Origin of the sequence: Nocardiopsis deserti (assembly GCF_008638355.1) — a bacterium.
In the GTDB taxonomy this organism is placed as follows: domain Bacteria; phylum Actinomycetota; class Actinomycetes; order Streptosporangiales; family Streptosporangiaceae; genus Nocardiopsis; species Nocardiopsis alborubida.
Window position 1 is genome coordinate 181,956 of record NZ_ML703347.1, and the last position, 21,682, is coordinate 203,637.

Below are 21,682 nucleotides of genomic sequence, written 5' to 3' on the forward strand. Positions count from 1 at the left end.
TGGCCACACCGGACACCGGTCGGCCGCGCGCCGCGCCGGAGTGACCGGTACGTCGAACGGAGGACACAGTGCATCCCGAGACCGTACTCACCGGCGGACGGGTGGTCGACGGCACCGGCGGCCCCTCCCGCCGCGCCGACCTCGTCCTCCATGACGGCCGCATCGCCCACATCGTCCCACCCGGCAGCGCGCGCACCACGGGCACCGTCGTGGACGTGGAGGGACTCGCGGTCACCCCGGGGTTCGTCGACATGCACTCCCACTCGGACCTGGCCGTCCTCGCCGACCCCGCGCACGAGGCCAAGACCCTCCAGGGCGTCACCCTGGAGGTCCTGGGCCAGGACGGGCTCGGCTACGCCCCCGTCACCGACGGCACCGCCGGCGAACTGCGGGCCCAGCTCGCCGCGTGGAACGGCCTGCCCGACCTCGACCACTCCTGGCGCACCGTCGGCGAGTACCTCGACCGGATCGACGCGGGCGCCCCCGTCAACGCCGCCGTCCTCGTCCCCCAGGGCAACGTGCGCATGGCCGTCCTGGGCGGCGAGGACCGCCCGCCCACCGGCGACGAACTCGACCGCATGCGCCGGATCGTCGCCGGGGGCATGGCCGACGGCGCGCACGGACTGTCCACCGGGCTGACCTACACCCCCGGCATGTACGCCACCGACGACGAGATCGTCGCCCTCCTCGAACCCGTCCGCGCCGCGGGCGGCTACTACTGCCCCCACCACCGCAACTACGGCTCCCGCGTCGTGGAGTCCTACCGCGAGTGCCTGGAGACCGCGCGCCGCGCCCAGGTCGCCCTGCACCTGGCGCACTGCCACGTCAACTTCCCGCAGAACCGCGGCCGCGCACCCGAGGTCCTGGACGCCATCGACGAGGCCACCGTCCGCTACGGCCTCGACGTCACCCTCGACAGCTACCCCTACCGGGCCAGCGCCACCCACCTGGGCGCCCCGCTGCCCGGTTGGGTGCAGACCGGCGGCACCGCCGCCACCCTGGAGCGCCTGCGCGACGTCCCCACCCGCGCGCGCGTCCTGCGCGAGATCGAGGAGGAGGGGACCGACGGCAACCACGGCGTCCCCATGGACTGGTCCGCCATCGTCGTCACCGGCGTCGCCGACCCCGGGCTGTCCTGGGCCGTCGGATCCTCCGTGGCCGACCTCGCGCGCACGCGCGGCCGCCTCCCCGGCGACCTCTACATGGAGCTGCTCGTGGCCGACGAGCTGCGCAGCGGCTGCCTGCTCCAGGTGGGCAACGAGGAGAACATCCGCACCATCATGCGGCACAGCTCCCATACCGCCGGGAGCGACGGCATCCTCGTCGGCGCGAAGCCGCACCCGCGCGGCTGGGGCACCTTCCCCCGCTACCTGGGCCACTACGTGCGCGAACTCGGCGTGCTCACGCTGGAGGAGTGCGTCCGCCACCTCACCTCCCGGCCCGCGCGTAGACTCGGCCTCACCGACCGTGGCGTCATCCAGGCCGGTGCGGTCGCCGACCTGGTGGTCCTGGACCCCGCCACCGTGGACGCCCGCGCCACCTACGAGGAACCGCGCCTGGCCCCCCGAGGCATCCACCACGTCCTCGTGTCGGGCAACTTCACCGTCCGGGACGGCCGTCGCACCGACCGCCTGCCCGGCCGATCCGTCCGGAGGAACCGCCGATGAGCGAGCACCCGACCGCCCCGGGGAGCGAGCCGACGAACAGTGCCGACGTCGTCTGCGTCGGCGAGACCATGGCGGTGTTCGCCTCGGCCGAGGCGCTCGCGGCCGGAACGAAGCTGGTGGTGGGCACCGGCGGCGCGGAGTCCAACGTGGCGGTCGCCCTGGCGGCCCTGGGGCACACCGCCTCCTGGGTCAGCCGCGTCGGCGACGACCCCTTCGGCCGCATCGTCACCGACGCCGTCTCCGGATGCGGCGCGGACGTGTCCGGCGTGGAGACGGACCCCGAGCGCCCCACCGGCCTGTACGTCAAGGACACCGGCCCCGGCGGCGCGGGCGTGCTGTACTACCGCGCCGGTTCGGCCGCCTCCGCGCTGTCGGCAGCCGACGCCGAGCGGGTGTGGGCGCGCGACCCCCGAGCGGTCCACCTGTCCGGCATCACCCCGGCCCTGTCCGCGCGCGCCGCCGCGCTCGTGGAGCACCTGCTGGACCGGCGGACGGGCAACGGCGCGCTGCGCTCCTTCGACGTCAACCACCGGCCCGCCCTGTGGGGGGCCAGGACCGCCGCGCCGGTGCTGCTCGACCTGGCCCGCCGCGCCGACGTGGTCTTCGTGGGCAGGGACGAGGCCGAGCGCCTGTGGGGCACCCCGGCGGCCGAGGACGTGCGGGCGGTGCTGCCCGAGGTGCCGGTCCTGGTGGTCAAGGACGCCGAACACGGCGCGACCTGCTTCGACTCCGACGGCGCGGTGTTCGTGCCGTCCCCTCCGGTGGACGTGGTCGAGGCGGTGGGCGCGGGTGACGCGTTCGCCGCCGGGTTCCTGTCCGGCCTGCTCGACGGCCTGTCCGTGGAGCGGCGGCTGAGCCTGGGCCACGCGGTCGCGGGCGCGGTGCTGCGCTCGCCCGGGGACGTCCTGGAGACCCTGCCCGCGGACGTCGCCGGGATCCGCGGCTCCGCGGGGACCTGAGCACCGGTCCCGGCCCTCAGCCGATGACGATGGCGCCCGCCAGGACCGGGTCGCCGAAGCTCACCGAGCCGTGCCCGGAGGCCAGCGCGCGGCTGCCCTGGCAGCTCGTACCCGAGAAGAGCGCGAACTTGACCCTGCTCTCCGTGGAGATCCCGGTGACGCCCCCCTGTCCCGTCTTGAGGGTGCGGCAGCCCCCGTTCTCCACGGTCTGCTGGTAGCCGGACTCGAAGGTGACCCGGACCGGGGGAGCCTGGTCCTGTCTGCTCGACAGTCCGGCGATCGCTCCGGCGATGGTGGCGGACATGGTGGCGAGGTTCGCAGGGCGGATCGGCACGGTAACTCCCCTTCTCTGCCGGCCCGCACGGGGCGCCCGGCGAGCACGGAGTTGGTTACTCTGTGTCATTTAGCTACAGCTTCACGCGAACCGAGAGGAGCCCCGGCGGAGTGTCGGCGGATTTCTGCGCCCGTCGGCCGCCGCTGCCCATCCGTCCCCGGGCGCGGACGGCCGCCCCCGGGCGCCGCACACCCGGGATGTGCGTCCGCCGAACATGCCCTAAAATGCGGTTCTACCGGAACGGGGAGGTGAGGGCGTCGTGAGCCTCCTTCTCGCGTTCTTCGAGTTCCTCATGCTGGGCGTCGTCCCCGCCGAACTCCTCCCGGTCCCCGGCTCCCTGGCGCTGCTGGTCGCCGCCGTCGGCGCGGCCGTCGCCTGGTACGTCCTGCGCGGCACCGGCGCCTGCCCGGCGCGCGACGCGGCCTCGGGCGCGGTGCACGCGATGCGCCGCAGGTCCGCTCGCCTGCCCGTGCTCACCCTGTGTGACCCCGACGCGGCGGGACGGCCCCGTCCCAGAGCACCCGGCGCGGCCCTTCCGGCCGCTCGCTGACCCCTTCTCCAAGCACCCCCGCGCGTGTGCGCGTCCGCGCCGCGCCCCGGGTGCGCGTCGCGCTCCGCCCCGCGCGGGCGCGGTCCCGAGCGGCCCGACGCCTGTTCTTTTCCCGTCGGACGAAGGGCCTTCCCGCCTTGTACAGCCTCGGGCCGATCGCGGCCGCCATGACCCTGCTCTCGACCGTCCTCTCCGCCCTCACCTCACTGCTCACCCCCCTCACCGGGGGCCTGGCCGCCGGACTGGCCGTCGTGGCCCTGACCGTGGCCGTGCGCCTCCTGCTCGTCCCCCTCGGGGTGGTGCAGGTCCGCGCGGAGAAGGCCCGCGCGCGCCTGGCCCCGCGGCTGGCGGAGGTCACCGCCCGGCACCGCAAGGACCCGGAGAGGCTCGTCGCCGAACAGCGCAGGGTCTACGCCGAGGCGGGCACCTCCCCGCTGGCGGGCTGCCTGCCCTCCCTCGCCCAGATCCCCGTCATGATCGCCCTCTACGGCGTGTTCATCGGCGCGGGGAGCGGTGAGGAGGCGATGCTCGCGCACACCTTCGGCGGCGTCGAACTGGGCGCGACCCTGATGGGCGGCGCGGGCGGAGTGTCCGTGGCACCCGTGTTCGCCGCTCTCCTGGCCCTGATCGCCCTCGTGGCCTGGGCCAACCGCCGCTACCTCATGCTGCCCGTGATGCGGGCGGGCGCCGAGGCCAACCCGGGACAGCCCCAGCTCCCCGGGCTCCTGACCTACATGCAGTTCACGACCGTGGCGGTCGCCGCGTTCGTGCCGCTGGCCGCAGGCCTGTACCTGCTGACCTCCGGCGCGTGGGCGCTGGGGGAGCGGCTCCTCCTGCGCCGGGTGATCCCGGACTGAGCCGTGGCGCGGCCCCCGGACCGGTCCGTCAGAAGTCCACGCTGACGCAGGCCAGGCGGTCGCCCGCGGTGCCCGCCTCGCCCTCACCGGTGTGGGTGTGGTGCTCGTGCAGCACCAGCGACCGGGCCTCGCCCTCGCGGAACTCCCAGTCCACCGTGCTGGTCGCGCGGGCGTTGCCGTCCTCGTCGGTGGTGAAGTCCAGCCAGACCTCGTTCTCGGGGTTGGCGTAGGCGGGGTCGCTGGAGGGCTCGTCCTCGGTGGCGGCCGGGTCGGCCTCGTTCTGGTAGTGGGGGCCCGCGTCCGCCGGGTCCTCACCGCAGGGCTGGGTGTGCACGTGGGCGCCGAAGTCGCGGCCGCCCTCCAGGCTGGTACCGGTGAACTGCACGTGGGTCCGCCCGTCCTGGACGCGCACCTGCACGTCGGAGGTGGCGCCCTCGGGCACGGCGGTCTCGTCGTAGGTGATGGCGCCCGTGCCCTCGCCGGGCGGCAGGAAGGTCGACGCGGTCACGCTGGGGGAGGCGGTGGGCGCGGTCTGGGGGGCTTCCGGGGAGGCCGCGCCGTCGCTCTCGGCGGGATCGGACTGCGCGCATCCGGCGGCGAGGGTCGCGGTCAGGGCCAGGCCGACGGCGAACGGTGTGATGCGCATGACGGAACTCCCGGTTGCTCTCAACGGTCGCCCGCAAGACTACCCAACGTACCCAAAGGATGACTAGGCGTGCGGAACGCGATCTGCCGGGGGAGGGAAGGGCGACCTGAGGGTGAAGGCCTCGGGGGTGGGGCCGTCGGCGCGCAACAGGTCCAGACGCCTTCCGGCCTCCTCGACAGTGGGGATCGTACCGCTGGGAACCCACCACAGGACCAGGTACGCCTCCCGCAGGTGCTCGAACCACTCCCGGCGGCCGCGCAGCAGCTCCAGGTGCTCACTGCGGTAGGTGAAATTCCACAGCGACTCCACGTCCTGCCAGACGGAGTAGTTGATCAGGAGCCCGCCGCCGAAGGGCCGCATGCCGGTGGCGTCATCCTTGCCCTCCTCGACCAGTCGCCACACGAATCCGGGGGCGCTGTCGGCCAGTGCGTTAATCGGGTCGATGCGGGAGGCGAAGCCGGCCATGGAGGGGGCGTCGAGGGGGGCCTTGAGGACGCCGACGTTGATCTGTGCCAGGTGGTACCCGGAGGGGGAGGTCTCGTTCACGGGACACAGCACACCACGGCCGGACTTCTATGTCAACGGTCATTGTTTTTGGAAATCACCACGCAGCACCGGCCCGGACGGGCGTCCATCCGGGCCCTTGCACCGTCCTCGCCGCGCCCCTCCAGCAGGCCGCGCAGCAGCTCCAGGTTGAGCCCGCAGGCGAGCGGGGGGAAGGCGTGCGCCAGGGTGTGGAAAGGGCAGTTGCGCAGCCGCACGTCGTCGTCCTCCTCCGTGGCCCCCTCCGGTCCGGAGCCGTTCCCGGAGGCGCGGGCGGCCCCCTCCTCGGGCTCGTAGCCCCGGGCGCGCAGCAGGTCCGCCAGCGCCTCCCCCCGGTGCCCCGCCCCGATCCGGTGGCCCTCCTCGCGGGCGGCGGCGTGCAGGGCCTCCTCGGCCCCGTGCCGCTCCACCGCCTCCGCCAGCACGTGCGCGGCCAGCTCGTAGTCCCTCGGCGGCAGGTGCAGCGACAGGTCCCGGTCCGCGCGCCGGTACAGCTTGGCCGGGCGGCCCGACCCCGGCCCCTCGCGGCCGCTCACCTTGCGGCGGGCCACCTCCAGCAGGCCCGCGTCGGCCAGCCGGTCCAGGTGGTGCGCGGCCAGGGTGCGCTGGATGCCGAGGGCGTCCGCGGCCTGTCCCCGGCTGACCTCGCCGTGCGCCGCAGCCACGTACTCGTACAGCCTGCGGCGCACGGGGTCGGCGAGGGCCTGCGCGGCGTCGATCGAGGAGTCGTCCATGCCCCCATTGTCGGCGCGGCCCGGCACCGCGCGCAGTGGGACACTGGTGGACGACCACGACCCCTGCCGAACAGGCGACATGCGAACGATCAGACGCGACGGCGAGTACGAGCTGGAGATCCGCAGATCCCGCTTCCTCTGTGCGTTGGCCAGGGCGGACACCGAGGACGCCGCCCGCGCCTTCATCGCGGAGCGCCGCAGGGAGCACTGGGGCGCCAACCACAACTGCACCGCCTACGTCCTCGGCGACCAGGGCGGGACCCAGCGCTCCAGCGACGACGGCGAGCCCTCCGGGACCGCGGGGCTGCCCATGCTGGAGGTGCTGCGGCGCCGGGAGCTCACCGACACCGTCGCCGTGGTCACCCGCTACTTCGGCGGGGTCAAGCTCGGCGCGGGCGGGCTGATCCGCGCCTACGGCAACGCGGTGTCCGCCGCCGTGGACGCGCTCGGGGTCCTGGAGCGACGCGAACTCCTCGTCGTGGACGTGTTCGCCGACTACGTGCTCGGCGGGCGCCTGGAGAGCGACCTGCGCGACTCCTCCCTGACCGTGCGCGACGTCGCCTACGCCGACCGGGTCCGTATCGAGGTGGCCCTGCCCGAGGCCGACCTGCCCGGATTCGGGGTCCGCCTGGCCGAGCTGACCGGCGGGAGGGCGGAGTTCGAGGTGCGGGGGACCACGGTCGTCGAGGTGGAGCCCTGAGCCCGTGCCACGTCCCATGGCTGTAACGACTCGCTCTCCCTGTGTCCGCCCGCCGCGGCGCGGCTTAGGATTTGCCGTAAACGTCATCGTTCGTGGGGAGAAACCGTCCATGCGCCGCTCACGGGTGCCCCGGGCCCTCACCTGTGGACTCGCGGTGCTGCTGGCCACCGCGTGCACCGGTGATCCGGAACCCTCCGCGCCCCCTCCCGAGGAGGGGCCCGCCCCCGTCCCCACCGCGTTCGAGGGGGAGGCGCCGCCCGGGATCGAGGGCGAGGTGCTGCGCCACCTGCACGGCGGCTCCGCCGACGTCCACGAGATCTTCGCCGATCCCCTCGGCGTGCGCATCAGCCCGGTCGGCGGCGCCTTCCTCGTCAGCTCCGGCAGCGAGGACCGCCACCTCCTGCACGACGCCGCCACCGGCGGGACGCTGTGGGAGGGCGCGGCGCGCTTCGACGGCTTCGGCACCGACCGCGACGGCGAGCGGGTGCTGCTCATGGCGGACGCCGACGGTCTGCCGTTCGTCCTCGACGCCCGCGGCGAGCGGCTGTGGGAACCGGCGCGGGAGGGCGACACCTACCTCGACGGCCTCGCCGTGCGCCGCCCCGGGGGATGGACCGCCGAGGAGCCCCACGGGGCGTTCGCGCTGCTCGACGGCGGGGGCGACGAGCTGTGGGAGTACGAGTTCGAGGCCCCGGCCGAGCCCGAGGAGGAGGAAGGGACCTCCGGGTCCGAGGAGGGGACGGAGGAGCCCGGGTCCGGAGGGGAGCCCGGGGAGCCCGCGCTGGGAGTGCCCGTCGCCGCTCGGGACGACCTGGTCCTGCTCGCCACCGGCGGCCCCGTCCTGCACGCCCGCTCCGTCGGCGCCGACACCGCGGGCGAGGAGCTGTGGACGGTCGACGGCGAGGACGGGGACCTGGGTCTGCCCACCTCCGCGCCTGCCCCCGCGCCACAGGTGATCGGCTTCTACGCGCTTCCCGAACCGGGCTCCGGTACCGAGTCCCCGAGTGAGTCCGCGTCCGAGGACACCGAGGTCACCGAGGCCGCCGAGGCCACCGGGGACGGGGAGGGCGCGGGGGAGGACGAGGCCGACGGCGAGGAGGTCCTGCTGCTGCGCTGGGCCCAGTCCGAGGCGCCCTCGACCCTCTCCGCGCACGACCCCGACACCGGTGACCTGCTGTGGACCCTGGAGGAGCCGGGCACGAACCCGGTCGCCGGGGCCTTCGACCCCGACGGGGTCGCGGGCAGCCTCTACGACGGGGCCACCGGAACCCTCCTGCTGCCCCAGGCCAGCGGCGGGGCGCCGGTGGTCGCGGTCGACCTGGCCGGGGGAGAGGTCCTGTGGGGCCTGGAGGAGGAGGCGGGGTCGATCTCCCCGGCCTTCGCCTTCGACGGCCTGGTCTACGGCGACTCCCGCGCCAGCGGCGGACAGGACCGGCAGCTGGTGCTCGACGCCGTCACGATGGACGTGGTCGAGGACGAGCTCCCGGCGTACGTGGAGGCGGTCACCGAGAGCGGGCACGCCATCCTCGTGCACGACCGGCAGCGCTTCGTCTACGGGCCCCTCCCGGACGAGCCCTCCGAGGGGGAGTCCGGAGAGCCCTCCGACGCGGAGGGTTCCGGGGCCCCGGGCGGCGAGGCCAGCTGACCGGGGCCCGCGGGGGCGCTTCGCTGGCGCGGAACCGTGCGGACAGCGGACTGGCCGAAACCGTTGCCGGTGTGGCGCAGGGGTTCTGAACTGGGATGATCTTGTACTTATAGCGAGGCTCGGCGGTCCGGACCCGCTATAAGTACAAGAGCACGGTGCAGGGAGCGCTCCGGGCGGCGGGGTCAGCCCCTGCGCTCGGGTGTCCGCAGGACCACGTCGATCCCCAGCGCGCCCGTGTGCACCGTGCCGTCGTCGAAGGCCTCCCACTGCCAGCGCGCGGCGTGCGAGGACCCCGCGGCGACCACGACCGTGTTCGGCGGCAGGCTCGTGAGCACGTGCTCGTCGGCCTGCCCCAGCGGACGCGGGACCACCACCACCGTCGGCGGCTCCGTGCCCGGGTCCAGCCCGTGGATCGGATCCGGGGCCGCCACCACCGGGATCGTGTCGGGGACCAGTGAGTGCAGGGGTCGCCCCTGCTTGAGCACCCGCACCTGGAGGCCCGCCGCGTGCAGGCCGTCGGCGACCACGCGCACCGCGTCGGCGGCCACCTTCGGGTCCCCGTCCACCGCCAGCAGCCCGCGCATGCGGGTGAAGTCCACGTGCACCAGGGCGTCGGTGTCCTCCTTCTGCCCCAGGCACACCAGCACCCCCCGCAGCGCGGTCCCCGTCACCGTGTGCACGGACGTGCCGAAGCGCACCGGCACCGACGACCGGCCGCTGCCGTAGCGCCAGGTGGTCGTGTCCACGGCCCGCCAGGAGGAGGCCGGAGGGGTCGCCCCGGCGGGCACCACGGCGGTCGTCTCCGAGGGCGTGGTCAGCAGGGCCACGGGACGCGCGGGCACGTCGGCGGGAGCGCCGATCAGCTCCGCGTGCGCCGTTCCGGCCCGCCTCGCGGCGTCGGGGTCGGAGGCGATCAGGTCCGTCGCGGCCCGGCGGCGCCGCGCCGCCGCTCCCGGGCGCGAGGGCCGCCGCGTCTGCGGCCGGTTGGCCCGGGCAGCCGCGACCCTGCGGAACGGCCAGGCAAGGGCCCGGCCGATCGGCTGCCAGAACAGGGTGATGAGGGTCAGCAGGACCAGGCCCGCCGCGCCCGCCGCGAGCAGGCGCGGGTCGATGCTCGGCTCCTCCTCGGCGGCGGCGTCGGCGGTGGCCTGCGCGGAGGGCTCCTCCTCCGGGGGCGGCGTGTACGCGGGCGGGGCGGGGGGAGGCGAGGGCGGTTCCTGCCCCAGCGCGTTGGCCTGGTCGACCGCGACCACGCACAGGGGGTCCAGACCCTCGTAGACGCCCTCGCCGCCCGCGTCGAAGGGCACCACCAGGCGCCACTCGGGGAGCACCTCGCGGTCCTCGCCCAGGGCGCCGCCGTCGGCCTGCGTGCGGCCCGCGTTGTACTCGTAGATCTCGTCCGCGCGCTCGGGGTCGCCCAGGACGAGGCTGGCGATGCCCTCCAGGCCGGGGGAGCCCTCCGGGACCACGTAGTAGTACACCGTGGGACAGATGTCGTAGGTCCCGGTGTCGGTGGCGGTGTCCGCCGCGGCCGGCGCCGCGGACACGGCGCACCAGGTGGCGAGGGCCGCCATGAACGCCCGGCCCCCGCGCGCCGATCGCGCGTGCGAAGATCCGGACCGTGCCGCCGCTGTCAGGGTCACTCGCTCTCTCCTGTGGCTGTCTTCGCTGCTGGGGAACGCCTTCCGGGGCCGCGCGGGCCGGCGTCGCCGAGCCTGGAGCCGCTTCCGCGGGGCGGCGGGCGCCGTCAGGGATGACGAAGGCAAACCCTACGAGGTCCGGGAGAACTTTGCGCGCCCCTGGGGCGTCTGCTCAGTCGCGGGCGTGGCAGTCTATGATGTCGGACTCTCCGAACGCCCCCGGACCCGGGCCCGCACAGTCCCCTCCCAACCCCCGTGGCAGGTGTGAGACCGCCTGAACCGCGCCGTTCTGCGATCCGGAAAGCGAGCGATACGGGACGTGGCCAAGCAACCGCGCACTCACTACAGGTGGGACCTCCTCGACAAGGAGGAGGACCCGGTTCCGTGGTCTGCCTATGACGCCCGCTCGCTCAAGACGTTCTACGAGGGGCTGGCGGACGCCGCCGAGCAGGCCGCCACCGACCTCCGCAGGCTGGACAAGGGACAGCTGGGCGAGGGCAGCACCGTCGACGCCCTCAAGGAACTCATCGAGGAACTGCCCAAGTACCTGGACAAGGCCCACAGCGCCTACGAGAAGGGCTACAGGGCCCTCGACACCTGGACGGGCGCGCTGGAGACGGCCCGCGAGCAGAGCGGGATCATCGTCTTCGAGGCCGAGCAGGCCTACCTCGCCCTGGAGGACCCCGAGGCGTGGAAGGAGGAGGCGGACGGCGACGACCCCGTCCGCGACGCCTACGTCACGCGCCTCCAGACCGTGCTCGGCGACATGGACGACGCCGTCGGCACCTGTAAGAACGCCCTGGAGGAGGCCAAGCAGGGCGACCCGAACGAGCTGTGGGGATGGCTGGACGCGATCGTCACGTGGGTCGAGGAGAACCCCCTCATCTACGCGGCGATCCTCGTGGTCGGCGGTATCGCCGCCATCTTCATCCCGGGCCTGGGCATCGCCCTGGCCCTCGGGGCGCTCGCGATCAGCGGGTCCACCCTCCACCGTGAGGGCAAGCTCGGGTTCAACATGGAGACGGTCGCCACCCTCGGCCTGGACCTGATCTCCCTCGTCCCCGGCGGCGTGCTCCTGCGCGGCGGACGCGCGGTGACGCGGGGGCTGACCGCCGCGGCCCCGCGCGTGACAGGAAGCATCTCCTCGGGAGTGCGCGGCGCCTCCTCCGCGGTGCGGGGCGCCACCAGCGGGGTGCGGGGCGCGGTGGGCGGCAACCGCGCCGTCCGGACCGTCACGTCGACGGTGAGCCGCGTCAGCCGGGACCACCCGATCATCTCCACGACCATCACCACCGGCGCCCGGGACACCGCCGTCGGCATGGGCTCCTCGATCGCTGTCCAGATGGCCGCCGGCACCTCCTGGGAGGACATCAACCTCGGGTACGAGCTCGCCAGCGCCGCCGCGACCAACGTGCCGGGCGCCGCAGTCGGCGCGGCCCGCGAGCACGGATCGCTGCCGTCCTTCCTCGGCGGCTCCGACGGGTCGGGCGGAGGCTCCGGCCCCGCACCGGGAGCCGACCCCGCGCCCACGGTCGGCGACGGCGCGTCCCCGGACCCGGCCGCCACCCCGGACACTCCCGGTGCGGGTGGGACTCCGGCTGCTCCTGACACGAGCGGGACCCCGGTTACCTCGGACACGGGTGGGACTCCGGCTGCTCCTGACACGAGCGGGACCCTGGTTACCTCGGACACGGGCGGGACCCCGTCCGCCCCGGACCCGGCCGCCACTCCGTCCGCCTCGGACACGGGCGGAATCCCGTCCGCTCCTGACACCGGCGGTGCTCCCGTGACCGCCGACACGGGAGGTACCCCCGGAGCCGCCGACCCCTCCCTCTCCCCCTCCGGGAACGGACCGGACGCTTCCCCGCAGGGCGGTACGGCCTCCTCCGGCACCGGCGACGGGACCGGGGTTCCGGACATCCCGACGTTCTCCGGCGAGGTCACCCCGTCCAACGGCGCCGCGAACACCTCCACCGAGGGCGTCTCCCTTCCCGGCCGCCCGCCCGCCGACGCGGGCGACGTCCAGGTGGACGTCGGCGTCGGCGGCGGCCCGGACACCACGGGCTCCGGCCACGCCCACGGCGCCCCCGAGCCGACCGTGCACTCCGCCGGTGGCGCGTCCGACCCCTCCGGCACCGCGGACACGGCGGGCGGCGGCCCCGGCCCCGAAGGCCAGCGCTTCGAGGGCGAGTACGGGGGCTCCACGGGCGGGGCCAACGTCGCGGGTGAGGGTGTACGCCTGCCCTCCCAGCGCCCAGGACAGATCGGAGAGCCCGTGCCGGACGCTCCCGCCCCGCGCGGCGAGGGAGCCGACGCCGCCGGGCGGTCCGACGCCGCCGGGCGGCCCGACACCGAGCCCTCCGCCGCCCCGGACGGGGCGGGCGGGGACGGAGCGCACGCGGGGACGGGCGACGGCTCCGGGGCCGCCGGCCAGCCCACCGTCACGTCCGGCGACTTCGGCGAGTACCGCACCAGCCGGGGACCGGACGGGGAGCAGAACGTCTCCTACCGCTATCCGGCGGACGGCGGCGACTACACCATGAACGTCACCCGCGACGGCGTGGACGTCGGCGGCACCTCCGTCCGGCGTGCCGAGAACGGGTTCCAGGTGACCGGTGCGGACGGCTCGTCCGTCACCACCTCGCGCGGCTCGTCCGGAGGCGTCGACCTGACCGGTCCGGACGGGGCGCCAGGGGCCTCCTACCGGGACGGCGAGGTGCGCGTCCCCACCGCGGACGGGGAGGTCACCGTCTCCCGGGACGGGGACGGCTCCACCATCCGGACCGGCGACGGCCTCACCGTCCAGCAGCCCCGCGGCGACGGCGACGTCCGGATCATCCGGAACGGGGACGGGCCGGTGGACCTGCGCTTCGGCGGCGGGGGCCCGGAGGTCTCCAGGCCCGCGCACGACGGCTCCTCCGCCGTGCCGCGCACCCGGGTGACCGATCCCCTCACCGGCAGGAGCACGGAGATCGGCCCCGACGGCTACCGGCTCGACAGCGAGGGCGGGACCTCGCAGAGCTACGACCGCGGGACCGACAGCGCCACCGTGGACTCCGGTGACACCCGTGTCCGGGCCGACCAGCACGAGGTCAGGGTGACCGACGGTGCGCGCGGAGTCGACCTGTGGCAGAGCCGTGACGGTGTGGGCACCGCCAGGGGAGCCAACTCCAGCGCGGTCGTCCGGTCGGACGGCAGCGCGGAGATCAGGACGAACAACCCCTCGCTGACCCCGCGAGCCGTTCAGGACGCGAACGGCGACGTCACCGTCGGAGACACCCGTACCGCGCCGGGCCGGGTCCGCACCGAGGACGGTTCCGCCGTCGGGATCACCGAACGGGACGGCCGGACCGTCGTCGAGGTGCGGGGAACCGACGGGGCAACGCGCTCCTACGACACCGACGGCCGCCCCCACGGCCCCTACCCGCCTCTGCGCGCCGACCCCGAGACGGGACAGCCCTGCGTGCTCACGGGCGGCACCAGGGTGACCCTCGTCTCGGGAGCGGATCCGGCTCTGAGGGTCGACACCCCCCAGGGTTGGACGCTGACCACCTCGCGCGACGGCCAGTCCTCGGTGAGCACGCCTCCGGACGCCCGCGGGGACCGGTTGCAGACCGTCCGCGACCCCGACGGTTCCACCGCGATGAGGGCCGGCGACCACTGGGTCGGATCCGGTTCCGAGACACCCGGCGGCCCCGGGCGCGTGGTGGCGGGCGGTCCCGACGGGGTCCACGCCAGCAGCTCCGCCGACGGAGCCCACGTGGGCGACGGCGCGACCCGCACGGAAGCCCGCCCCGGGGACTCCGGCGGTCTGGGGAGGGGGGAGACCACGCGCACGGTTTTCCCGTACGGTCCGGTGGCCGAGCACACGGGCACCGAGGGCCGCGTGACCACCGACGGCGGGGCCACCGTCCGCACGCGGGCGGACGAGGTCCGGGTGGACGTGTCCCGCGTCACGGACCACACCGTCCGCGACGGTGACCGCGTCATCAGCGTCGGCCCCGGCGGCACCCACGTGCGCGGGCCCTCCGCGGACAGTCCGGGCAACCCTCCGCTGCGCATGGGCGAGACCGCCGGGGACGCGGGCAGGGTTCCGCCGCGCTGGCACGTGTCCGCCGGCTCCGACGGCGGCATGTCCGGACACACCCACCCCGACCACGGCGTCAGCGTGCGGCCCGAGCCGGGTCGAATCCCGAACCCGCTCCGCGGGTCCGACGAGGTCAGCTTCCGTGCGGGGGACGTCGAGGGAACCCAGACGCGTTCGGGCCGGACCACGGTCACCGACGGCGACGGCAACACGATCCGGGACGGCCGGGGAGGGATCCGGGTGGACGGCGGCGAGGGCCGACCCGACCTGCGCGTCACCCCCGACCACGTCCGGGTCACCACGCCCGAGGGCGCGCAGCACCGGGTGGACGTTCCCGGGGCCCGGACGGACGGGGACGGCGCACCCGCGCACGCCGACGAGGGCACCGGTGTTCCCGGCGACCGCGGGGACGGCGACACCGCCGGTTCCGACGGTGAGGGGACTCCGGCGCGGCAGCGGGACGGGGACTCCTCGGGCGGGGACCGCCCCCCGGTGCGGCCGAGCCTCAACAGCTTCGGTGCCATGCTGGAGGAGATGCGCCTGACACTCGCCAAGAACTTCGTCAACGTCCTCGGCGGCCTGGGAGTGGAGATCGGGTGGCAGGAGTTCGCCGACGGCGACTTCACGGGGACCGACGTCGTCCAGGCCGTCGTGCAGCTGGGCACCGCCGTTCCCAAGGGCCTGGCCGAGGGCCAGCTCTCCGGGACCACCGCGCTGCCGACGGACGGCGCGGGGTCGCACCTGTCGGCCTTCCCGCTGGAGATGGGCCACCAGGCGATCCGCAACGACCTCCGCGACCTGATCACGAACGAGTACCTCGACGAGGAGGTCGCCATCGCCGCGGAGAGGGAGGCCATCGGGGGACAGGCCGCGTTCCTCGAGGGCGAGCTGATCCCGGAACTGGAGAAGGAGATCGGGGCCGCCCGTGCGGACGGGAACCGCCCGGAGGACCTGCGGAGGCTGGAGGCGGTCCTGGCGGCCGCGGAGGCCCAGCAGGCGAGCCTGGAGAAGAAGGACGCCGAGCTCGACGAGAGGGTGAACCTTCTCTAGTGGGCTGGCCGAAAATGTTGCCAGTGTGGCGCCGGGGACTCTCCTCCCCGGTGATCTTGCTACTGGTGCCACTGTGGACCGTCGGCAGTGCCTCTGGGAGCAAGATCATCCTCGATATGCACGTCCCGGTGAACCTTTCCGGTCACCGCACTAGGCGACCCGCACACACCGAGGAAGGGAGTACGGCATGGCCCGCGTCGTGAGGATCGACGTCGGCGCCCTGGAGGAGATGGAGCGCTCCCTGGGGCGCATCCAGAACGCCTTCACGGGTGAGAACGTCGAGAGCCCCGAGGACAGGGCCGAGGACATCGGTCCCGGCGACCTCGTGGACAAGGCCAAGGACTACGGCGAGGACTGCAAGAAGAACTACGAGCGCCAGGCCGAGGACCTGGGCGCCCTGCTCCAGGCGATCACGCCGGTCATCGACAGCTTCCGGGAGGCCGACGAGGAGCTGGGCGGGAGCCTGACGGAGGGCGGCAAGCCCGCTCCCCCGCCCAACCAGGTCGCCGTCTGACCCCGAGGCCGTAGAGGAGAGGCACCTCCATGCCCTACCAGTTCGAAGAGGACGTCCCGAAGGTCGACATCCTGTTCGACATCGCCGTCCCCGAGACGTGGACGCAGTACGACCTCAGCGGGGACGCCCTCGCCCGGCTGCGCGCCCAGGCCGTCGAGATGCACGGGAACCGGCCCGAGGAGCTGGACGCCCTCAACGACATGTTCGGCGACATCGCCCAGGTGACGAGCGACGTGGTCGGAGCGGGCCTGCTGGCGGCGGCGGGGGTCTTCGAGGAGTACGACGACGGCTTCTTCATGGCGACCGTCTGCGTGTTCGCCTTCCCCGCGGGGAAGGGGCAGCACGCCATGGACCCGATCCGGATGATCGAGCACGTCTACCCGGACACCGCCACCGCGCGTGAGGGCACCTGGCTGCGCAAGGACGTGGTCGACCTTCCCGAGTCCGGCGCGGGGACGTGCGGACGCGTCCTCGGCATCGCCGACCACGACCTGGAGGACGCCGTCGTCCGGTCGGTGGTCATGCACACCGCCTTCGAGCTCCCCGGACTCGACAGACGCGTCATGGTCAGCTGTACCAGCCCCAACTCCCAGCAGGTCGAGGAGGTCCTGGACCTCTTCGACGCCGTCACCGGCAGCGCACGGTTCCGGCTCCGCGAGGTCGAGCAGACCACCTGAGCGGCACCGGAGCCGGCGGTGGACGGGGCGAACCACCCCGCCGGATGACGTATCCACCACAATGGTGCCCGCGGAAGCGGCCCCGGCTCCCGCCACGACCGCGCCGACCGGGCGCGAGCGACCCGGACCCACCCACCCACCCAGACCAGCAGGAGGCACACATGCCCGTGTACAACGTCGACAGCGACAAGACCGAGGAGACCTCGTCCTCCCTCATCCAGGAGTTCAACGAGTTCACCGAGCGCCTGGAGGGCATCAAGAGCAAGGTCGACGGCCTCATCTCGGACGGCTACAGCACCCCCGCCGCCGAGAAGCACTTCCGCCCGTTCTTCGAGGAGTTCAACACCGGCTTCGAGGGTGTGAACAAGGGCCTCGAAGGCATCGGCAAGTACATCAAGACCGTCGGCGAGACCTTCAGCGAGACCGACGACAAGCTGGGCGAGGGCCTCAGGGGCTGACCCCGGAGGCGGAGCCCCGGCACCCCCCGGCAGGCGGGGCGGCGCCTTCGCGCCGTCCCCGCTCCCGACCCGACGACGAACCCGGAAGCAGTCCCACCGTGCGCCTCCTCTTCACAGCGACCCCAGCCACCGGTCCGGCCGTGGACGGCCCCGGCGGCAGCGGCCCCGTGGCGTCCTCCGCCCTGCGCCTGGACGTCCTCGTCGACGCCGACCCCAGCTCCACGGTGCGACAGCTCTCCGAGGCCGTCGACCCGATGGTGCGCACCCTGCCCCGCGCGCCGGGCCAGGACGTGCCGCTGTACCTGGGCGACCGGCCCGTGGACCCGTCCGCCTCCCTGGCCGACGCGGGCTTCCTCGACGGCTCCCTCGTCGGCGTGGGCGGCCCAGCCCCGGTCAAGGGCGAGCCGCCCGGCGTGGTCGAGGTCCGCGTGGTCTCGGGCCCCGACGCCGGGCGCGTGGTCCGCCTCGACCCCGGCGACTACGTCGTCGGCGACGACGAGGTCGCCGTGCTCGTCGTGGACTCGGACGGCTACTGGGCGCGGATCCGGGTCGCCCCGGACGGGACCGTCACCATCCTGGGCACGAGCGGGGGCCGGGGCTGCTCCCTGGAGGGCGACGAGGTCGGCCCCGACACCGTCTGGCCGCAGGGGGAGCAGCTCACCCTGGGCGGCACCCTCTTCGAGGTGTGGCCCAACCACCGCCCCGACGCCTCCGTGGTGGCCTCCGACGACGGCACCGGACTGGACTACAACCGCCCGCCCCGCCTGCACCCGGCGCCCACCAAGACCAAGTTCAAGCTGCCCACCCCGCCCGAACCGCCGGACCGCCCGATCACCCAGCTGATCATGATGATCCTCATCCCGATCACCATGGCGGTCGGCAGCGCGCTCATCATGGGCCGCCCCCAGTACCTGCTGATCGGCCTGCTCGCCCCCGTCTCGGTGCTGTTCATGCAGATCATGCAGCGGCGCACCACCAAGGCCCGCTACGACAAGCAGCTCACCGAGTACGAGGAGAAGAAGGAGCGCGTCACCCGCGACGCGCGCGACGCCCTCGTCGCCGAACAGCGCAAGCTCCGCGACACCTGTCCCGATCCCGCCGCCGTGCTGCTGCTGGCCACCGGCCCGCGCGCGCGGCTGTGGGAGCGCCGACAGATCGACGAGGACTTCACCCAGCTGCGCGTGGGCACCGGCAGCATCCCCTCCCGGGTGGTCCTGAGCGACCCGACCAAGGACGAGCACCGCCGCGACGTCACCTGGGACATGCGCGACGTCCCGGTGAGCGTGTCGGTCAAGGACAACGGGGTCGTGGGAGTGGCCGGGCGCGGCGAGGGGGCCGAGGCCCTGGAGCGCTGGCTGGTCGCCCAGCTCGCCGCCCTGCACAGCCCCGCCGAACTGCACCTGTACCTGCTGTCCATGGAGGGCGACCACAACCGCTGGCGCTGGACCCGCTACCTGCCCCACCTGCGCGGCGACCGCCCCCAGCTCTCGCTCGGCCGGATCGGCATCGACGCCACCACCTGCGCCCGCCGCGTGTCGGAGCTGCTCATGCTCCTGGAGGCCCGTCAGCAGGCCCGCCGCGACCTCGCCGACCAGCCCGCGGTCGTGGTGGTGCTCGACGGCGCCCGGCGCATCCGCTCGCTGCCCGGCGTGGTCCAGCTGCTGCGCGAGGGTCCCGAGGCCGGGATCTACGTCCTGTGCCTGGACGCCGAGGAGCGCCTGCTCCCCGAGGAGTGCCAGGCCGTGGTCAGCTCCACCCCGCACGGCATGCGCCTGCGCCGCACCTCCTTCGACAACGTCGAGGACGTGCGCCCCGACGTGCCCTCCGCGGCCTGGGCCGACCGGCTGGGCCGCGCCCTGGCGCCCATGCGCGACAGCAGTGTCGGAGAGGGCGGCGGGTCGCTCCCGCGCAGCGCCCGCCTGCTCGACGTCATCGGCCTGGAGCCGCCCGACGGCGACGCCATCGCCGCCCACTGGGCCTCCGGGGGGCGCAGCACCGTCGCCACGCTCGGCCTGGGCCTGGACGGCCCGTTCTCGGTGGACGTGCGCCGGGACGGCCCGCACGCCCTCATCGCCGGTACCACCGGTTCGGGCAAGTCCGAGCTGCTCCAGACCCTCGTGGCCTCCCTGGCGGCGGTCAACCGCCCCGAGTCCATGTCGTTCGTGCTGATCGACTACAAGGGCGGCAGTGCGTTCAAGGACTGCGTGGAACTGCCGCACACCGTCGGCATGGTCACCGACCTGGACACCCACCTGGTGGGCCGGGCCCTGGTGTCGCTGGGCGCCGAGCTGCACCGCCGTGAGCACATCCTCGCCAAGGCCGGGGCCAAGGACATCGAGGACTACCTGGAACTGCTGGACCGCGACCCGCGCATGCCGCAGATGCCCCGCCTGATGCTGGTCATCGACGAGTTCGCGTCCATGGCCCGCGAGCTGCCCGACTTCGTCAAGGGCCTGGTCAACATCGCCCAGCGCGGACGTTCCCTGGGCATCCACCTGGTTCTGGCCACCCAGCGCCCCGGCGGTGTGGTCACCAACGACATCCGCGCCAACACCAACCTGCGCATCGCCCTGCGGATGACCGACGAGGCCGAGAGCCGCGACGTCATCGACGCCGCCGAGTCCGCGCACATCGGCATCGACACCCCCGGCCGCGCCTACGTGCGCCTGGGGCACGCCTCCCTGCTGCCGTTCCAGTCCGGCCGGGTGGGCGGACGCCGGGTCGTGGCCGCCGCCAACGCCTCCGACCCGGTCGCGCACGCCGTGAAGTGGTCGGACCTGGCGCTGCCCGCCCCCGCGGCCGTCCAGGGACCCGCCGACACCGGCGACGTGGAGGTCACCGACCTGACCGTCCTGGTCGCCGCGGTCAAGGAGGCCACCGAGCGGTCGGGCGCCCGCCGCCAGCCCAGCCCGTGGCTGCCCGCGCTGCCCACCGCGCTCACCCTGTCCGAGCTGCTGCGGGGTCGTTCTCCGCAGGCCGTGCACGGCCGGGTCCAGCCCGCGCCGGTGGGGCTGGTCGACGTGCCCGCGCAGCAGCGCCAGTTCCCGTACGTGTTCGACCTGGCCACGACGGGACACCTGCACATCATGGGCTCGGGCCGCACCGGCCGGTCCCAGGCGCTGCGCACCATCGCCGCCTCCCTGGCCCTGACCCACCACCCCGGCGACGTGCACATGTACGGCCTGGACTGCGGCAACGGCGCCCTGCTGCCGATGGAGCGGCTTCCGCACTGCGGCGCGGTGGCCCAGCGCACACAGGGGGAGCGGGTCGTACGCCTGCTGGGCATGCTCGGCGAGGAGCTGGACCGGCGCCAGAAGCTGCTCGCCGCGCACGGCTGCGCCGACCTGGAGGAGCTGCGCGCCAAGCTGCCGCCGGACGAGCGCCCCGCCCACGTGGTGCTGTTCATCGACCGCGTGGACGCCTTCGAACAGGCCTTCGGCGAGTACAACTACGGCGCCCTGGTGGAGGACGTCACCACCCTCATGCGCGACGGGGCGGGCGTGGGCGTGCACGTCGTGGCGACCGGCGACCGCCTCCTGACCCGCACCAAGTACTCCTCCACCACCGAGGAGCTGCTGGTGCTGCGCTGCAACGACAACGGCGACTACAGCGCCGCGGGGCTCAACGCCCGCTCGCTGCCCGAGGAGATCCCCGACGGCCGGGCCTTCCGCGCCGGGGACGCCATGGAGGTGCAGCTCGCCCTGCTCAACCGCAACCCGCAGGGCGCGGCGCAGGGCGCCGAACTGGGCCGCATCGCCGACTTCGTGTCCCGGCGCCCGCAGGAGGGCACCGGACCGCGCCCGTTCCGGGTGGACGTCCTGCCCGACCAGCTCGCCTACGCCGACATGGTCCGCTACCGTCCCGGGGCCCCGCGTCCGCTGCACGCGCTGCTGGGCGTGGGCGGCAACGAGCTGACCGCGGTCAGCGCCGACCTGTCCCGCGTCCCGACGTTCCTGGTGAGCGGGCCTCCCCAGTCCGGGCGTTCCAGCATGCTCACCACGATGGCCAGGTCGCTGCTGGAGGGCGGTACCGAGCTCCTGCTGGTCACCCCGCGCTCCTCGCGCCTGGCCGACCTGCGCCACCAGCCGGGCGTGCAGGGGGTCCTGGACGCGGCCGAGCCCAAGCTCTCCCAGCTGCACGAGGCGCTCGGCCGGTTCCAGGGCGAGACCGCCGTGGTCGTGATCGACGACGCCGAACTCCTCCTCCAGAGCGACCTCGGCAAGGAGTTCACCCGTATCGCCCGCGGCATGGTCGGCGCGGGGTGGGGCATCGTCGCGGCGGGCACCAACGAGGCCCTCCAGGGCGGCTTCAACGGGTGGCACGTCCACCTCAAGCGCAACCGCGTGGGCGCCCTGCTCTCCCCGCAGTCCCAGAGCGACGGCGAGGTACTGGGCATGCGCCTGCCCAAGGGCGTGTCCAGCCCCCGCCTCACCCCCGGAACCGCCTACCTGCACCTGGGCGACGGCCGCATCCAGCAGGTGAGGGTGCCGCTGCCGTGACCGCCACCGGCCGTCCCGCCCGGGACGGCCGGAACAGAACCGGTGATATTCATGAGTGTGCCCCTTTCTCCCCCCTTCTCCCCTCTCCGGGGGAGGGCCCCGTACTCCCCCACCCCGCCCCG

16 protein-coding genes are annotated in these 21,682 nt (G+C 74.1%); 11 read left to right on the forward strand and 5 right to left on the reverse strand.

Annotated elements, in window-relative coordinates; translation table 11 throughout:
* Positions 1 to 68: 68 nt before the first annotated feature.
* Both FYW99_RS00820 and FYW99_RS00825 read left to right on the forward strand, forming a co-directional pair.
* Positions 69 to 1,667, forward strand: coding sequence for an N-acyl-D-amino-acid deacylase family protein (locus tag FYW99_RS00820; RefSeq protein ID WP_150248834.1), 1,599 nt, complete (start codon positions 69 to 71; stop codon positions 1,665 to 1,667).
* Positions 1,664 to 2,626, forward strand: coding sequence for a sugar kinase (locus FYW99_RS00825; RefSeq protein WP_150248837.1), 963 nt, complete (start codon positions 1,664 to 1,666; stop codon positions 2,624 to 2,626). Before FYW99_RS00820 ends, FYW99_RS00825 begins: the two co-directional genes overlap by 4 nt.
* 16 nt (positions 2,627 to 2,642) lie before the next feature.
* Here the strand turns inward: FYW99_RS00825 and FYW99_RS00830 are convergent, their stop codons facing one another.
* Positions 2,643 to 2,960, reverse strand: coding sequence for a hypothetical protein (locus FYW99_RS00830; protein WP_150248840.1), 318 nt, complete (start codon positions 2,958 to 2,960; stop codon positions 2,643 to 2,645).
* 259 nt (positions 2,961 to 3,219) lie between these two features.
* On the opposite strand from FYW99_RS00830, the gene FYW99_RS00835 reads away from it, so the two are divergent.
* Together FYW99_RS00835 and FYW99_RS00840 are read left to right on the forward strand one after the other, a co-directional pair.
* A complete protein-coding gene (locus FYW99_RS00835) occupies positions 3,220 to 3,510 on the forward strand; it encodes a DUF6412 domain-containing protein (RefSeq protein WP_150248843.1) in 291 nt (96 codons plus the stop codon).
* A gap of 137 nt (positions 3,511 to 3,647) precedes the next feature.
* Entirely contained in the window at positions 3,648 to 4,367 is a 720-nt protein-coding gene (locus tag FYW99_RS00840) for a YidC/Oxa1 family membrane protein insertase (RefSeq protein WP_150248846.1), read from the forward strand.
* A 28-nt stretch (positions 4,368 to 4,395) separates the two neighbouring features.
* On the opposite strand, the gene FYW99_RS00845 is transcribed toward FYW99_RS00840, so the two are convergent.
* The 3 genes from FYW99_RS00845 to FYW99_RS00855 all read right to left on the reverse strand — a co-directional run bounded on the left by FYW99_RS00845 (position 4,396) and on the right by FYW99_RS00855 (position 6,290).
* Positions 4,396 to 5,013: a superoxide dismutase family protein gene (locus FYW99_RS00845; protein ID WP_150248849.1), complete on the reverse strand. Its 618-nt coding sequence runs from the start codon at positions 5,011 to 5,013 to the stop codon at positions 4,396 to 4,398.
* Positions 5,014 to 5,076: 63 nt separating this feature from the next.
* A complete protein-coding gene (locus FYW99_RS00850; protein WP_150248852.1) occupies positions 5,077 to 5,571 on the reverse strand; it encodes a DUF3291 domain-containing protein in 495 nt (164 codons plus the stop codon).
* A gap of 20 nt (positions 5,572 to 5,591) precedes the next feature.
* Complete coding sequence (locus FYW99_RS00855) at positions 5,592 to 6,290, reverse strand: helix-turn-helix transcriptional regulator (RefSeq protein ID WP_150248855.1); 699 nt, start codon at positions 6,288 to 6,290, stop codon at positions 5,592 to 5,594.
* 79 nt (positions 6,291 to 6,369) lie between these two features.
* Here FYW99_RS00855 and FYW99_RS00860 point away from each other — a divergent pair, with 79 nt between their 5' ends.
* Positions 6,370 to 6,990 carry a YigZ family protein gene (locus tag FYW99_RS00860; RefSeq protein ID WP_150248858.1) on the forward strand — a complete coding sequence of 207 codons (621 nt, stop codon included), beginning with the start codon at positions 6,370 to 6,372 and terminating at the stop codon, positions 6,988 to 6,990.
* A 109-nt stretch (positions 6,991 to 7,099) separates the two neighbouring features.
* The gene (locus FYW99_RS00865) at positions 7,100 to 8,635 is read left to right on the forward strand and encodes an outer membrane protein assembly factor BamB family protein (protein WP_150248860.1); all 1,536 of its coding nucleotides are present in this window, start codon (positions 7,100 to 7,102) and stop codon (positions 8,633 to 8,635) included.
* 182 nt (positions 8,636 to 8,817) lie between these two features.
* On the opposite strand, the gene FYW99_RS00870 is transcribed toward FYW99_RS00865, so the two are convergent.
* Entirely contained in the window at positions 8,818 to 10,278 is a 1,461-nt protein-coding gene (locus tag FYW99_RS00870; protein WP_190394504.1) for a hypothetical protein, read from the reverse strand.
* A gap of 316 nt (positions 10,279 to 10,594) precedes the next feature.
* Here FYW99_RS00870 and FYW99_RS31625 point away from each other — a divergent pair, with 316 nt between their 5' ends.
* The 5 genes from FYW99_RS31625 (at position 10,595) to FYW99_RS00895 (ending at position 21,560) form a co-directional block, all read left to right on the forward strand.
* Positions 10,595 to 15,412, forward strand: coding sequence for a hypothetical protein (locus tag FYW99_RS31625; protein ID WP_190394505.1), 4,818 nt, complete (start codon positions 10,595 to 10,597; stop codon positions 15,410 to 15,412).
* A gap of 187 nt (positions 15,413 to 15,599) precedes the next feature.
* Complete coding sequence (locus tag FYW99_RS00880; RefSeq protein WP_150248862.1) at positions 15,600 to 15,926, forward strand: hypothetical protein; 327 nt, start codon at positions 15,600 to 15,602, stop codon at positions 15,924 to 15,926.
* Positions 15,927 to 15,955: 29 nt separating this feature from the next.
* Positions 15,956 to 16,603 (forward strand): hypothetical protein, encoded by a 648-nt coding sequence (locus FYW99_RS00885; protein ID WP_017563318.1) that lies wholly within the window; start codon positions 15,956 to 15,958, stop codon positions 16,601 to 16,603.
* Positions 16,604 to 16,764: 161 nt separating this feature from the next.
* Positions 16,765 to 17,061: a WXG100 family type VII secretion target gene (locus tag FYW99_RS00890; protein ID WP_017563317.1), complete on the forward strand. Its 297-nt coding sequence runs from the start codon at positions 16,765 to 16,767 to the stop codon at positions 17,059 to 17,061.
* Positions 17,062 to 17,159: 98 nt separating this feature from the next.
* Positions 17,160 to 21,560, forward strand: coding sequence for an FtsK/SpoIIIE domain-containing protein (locus tag FYW99_RS00895; protein ID WP_150248865.1), 4,401 nt, complete (start codon positions 17,160 to 17,162; stop codon positions 21,558 to 21,560).
* The last annotated feature ends 122 nt before the right edge of the window (positions 21,561 to 21,682 follow it).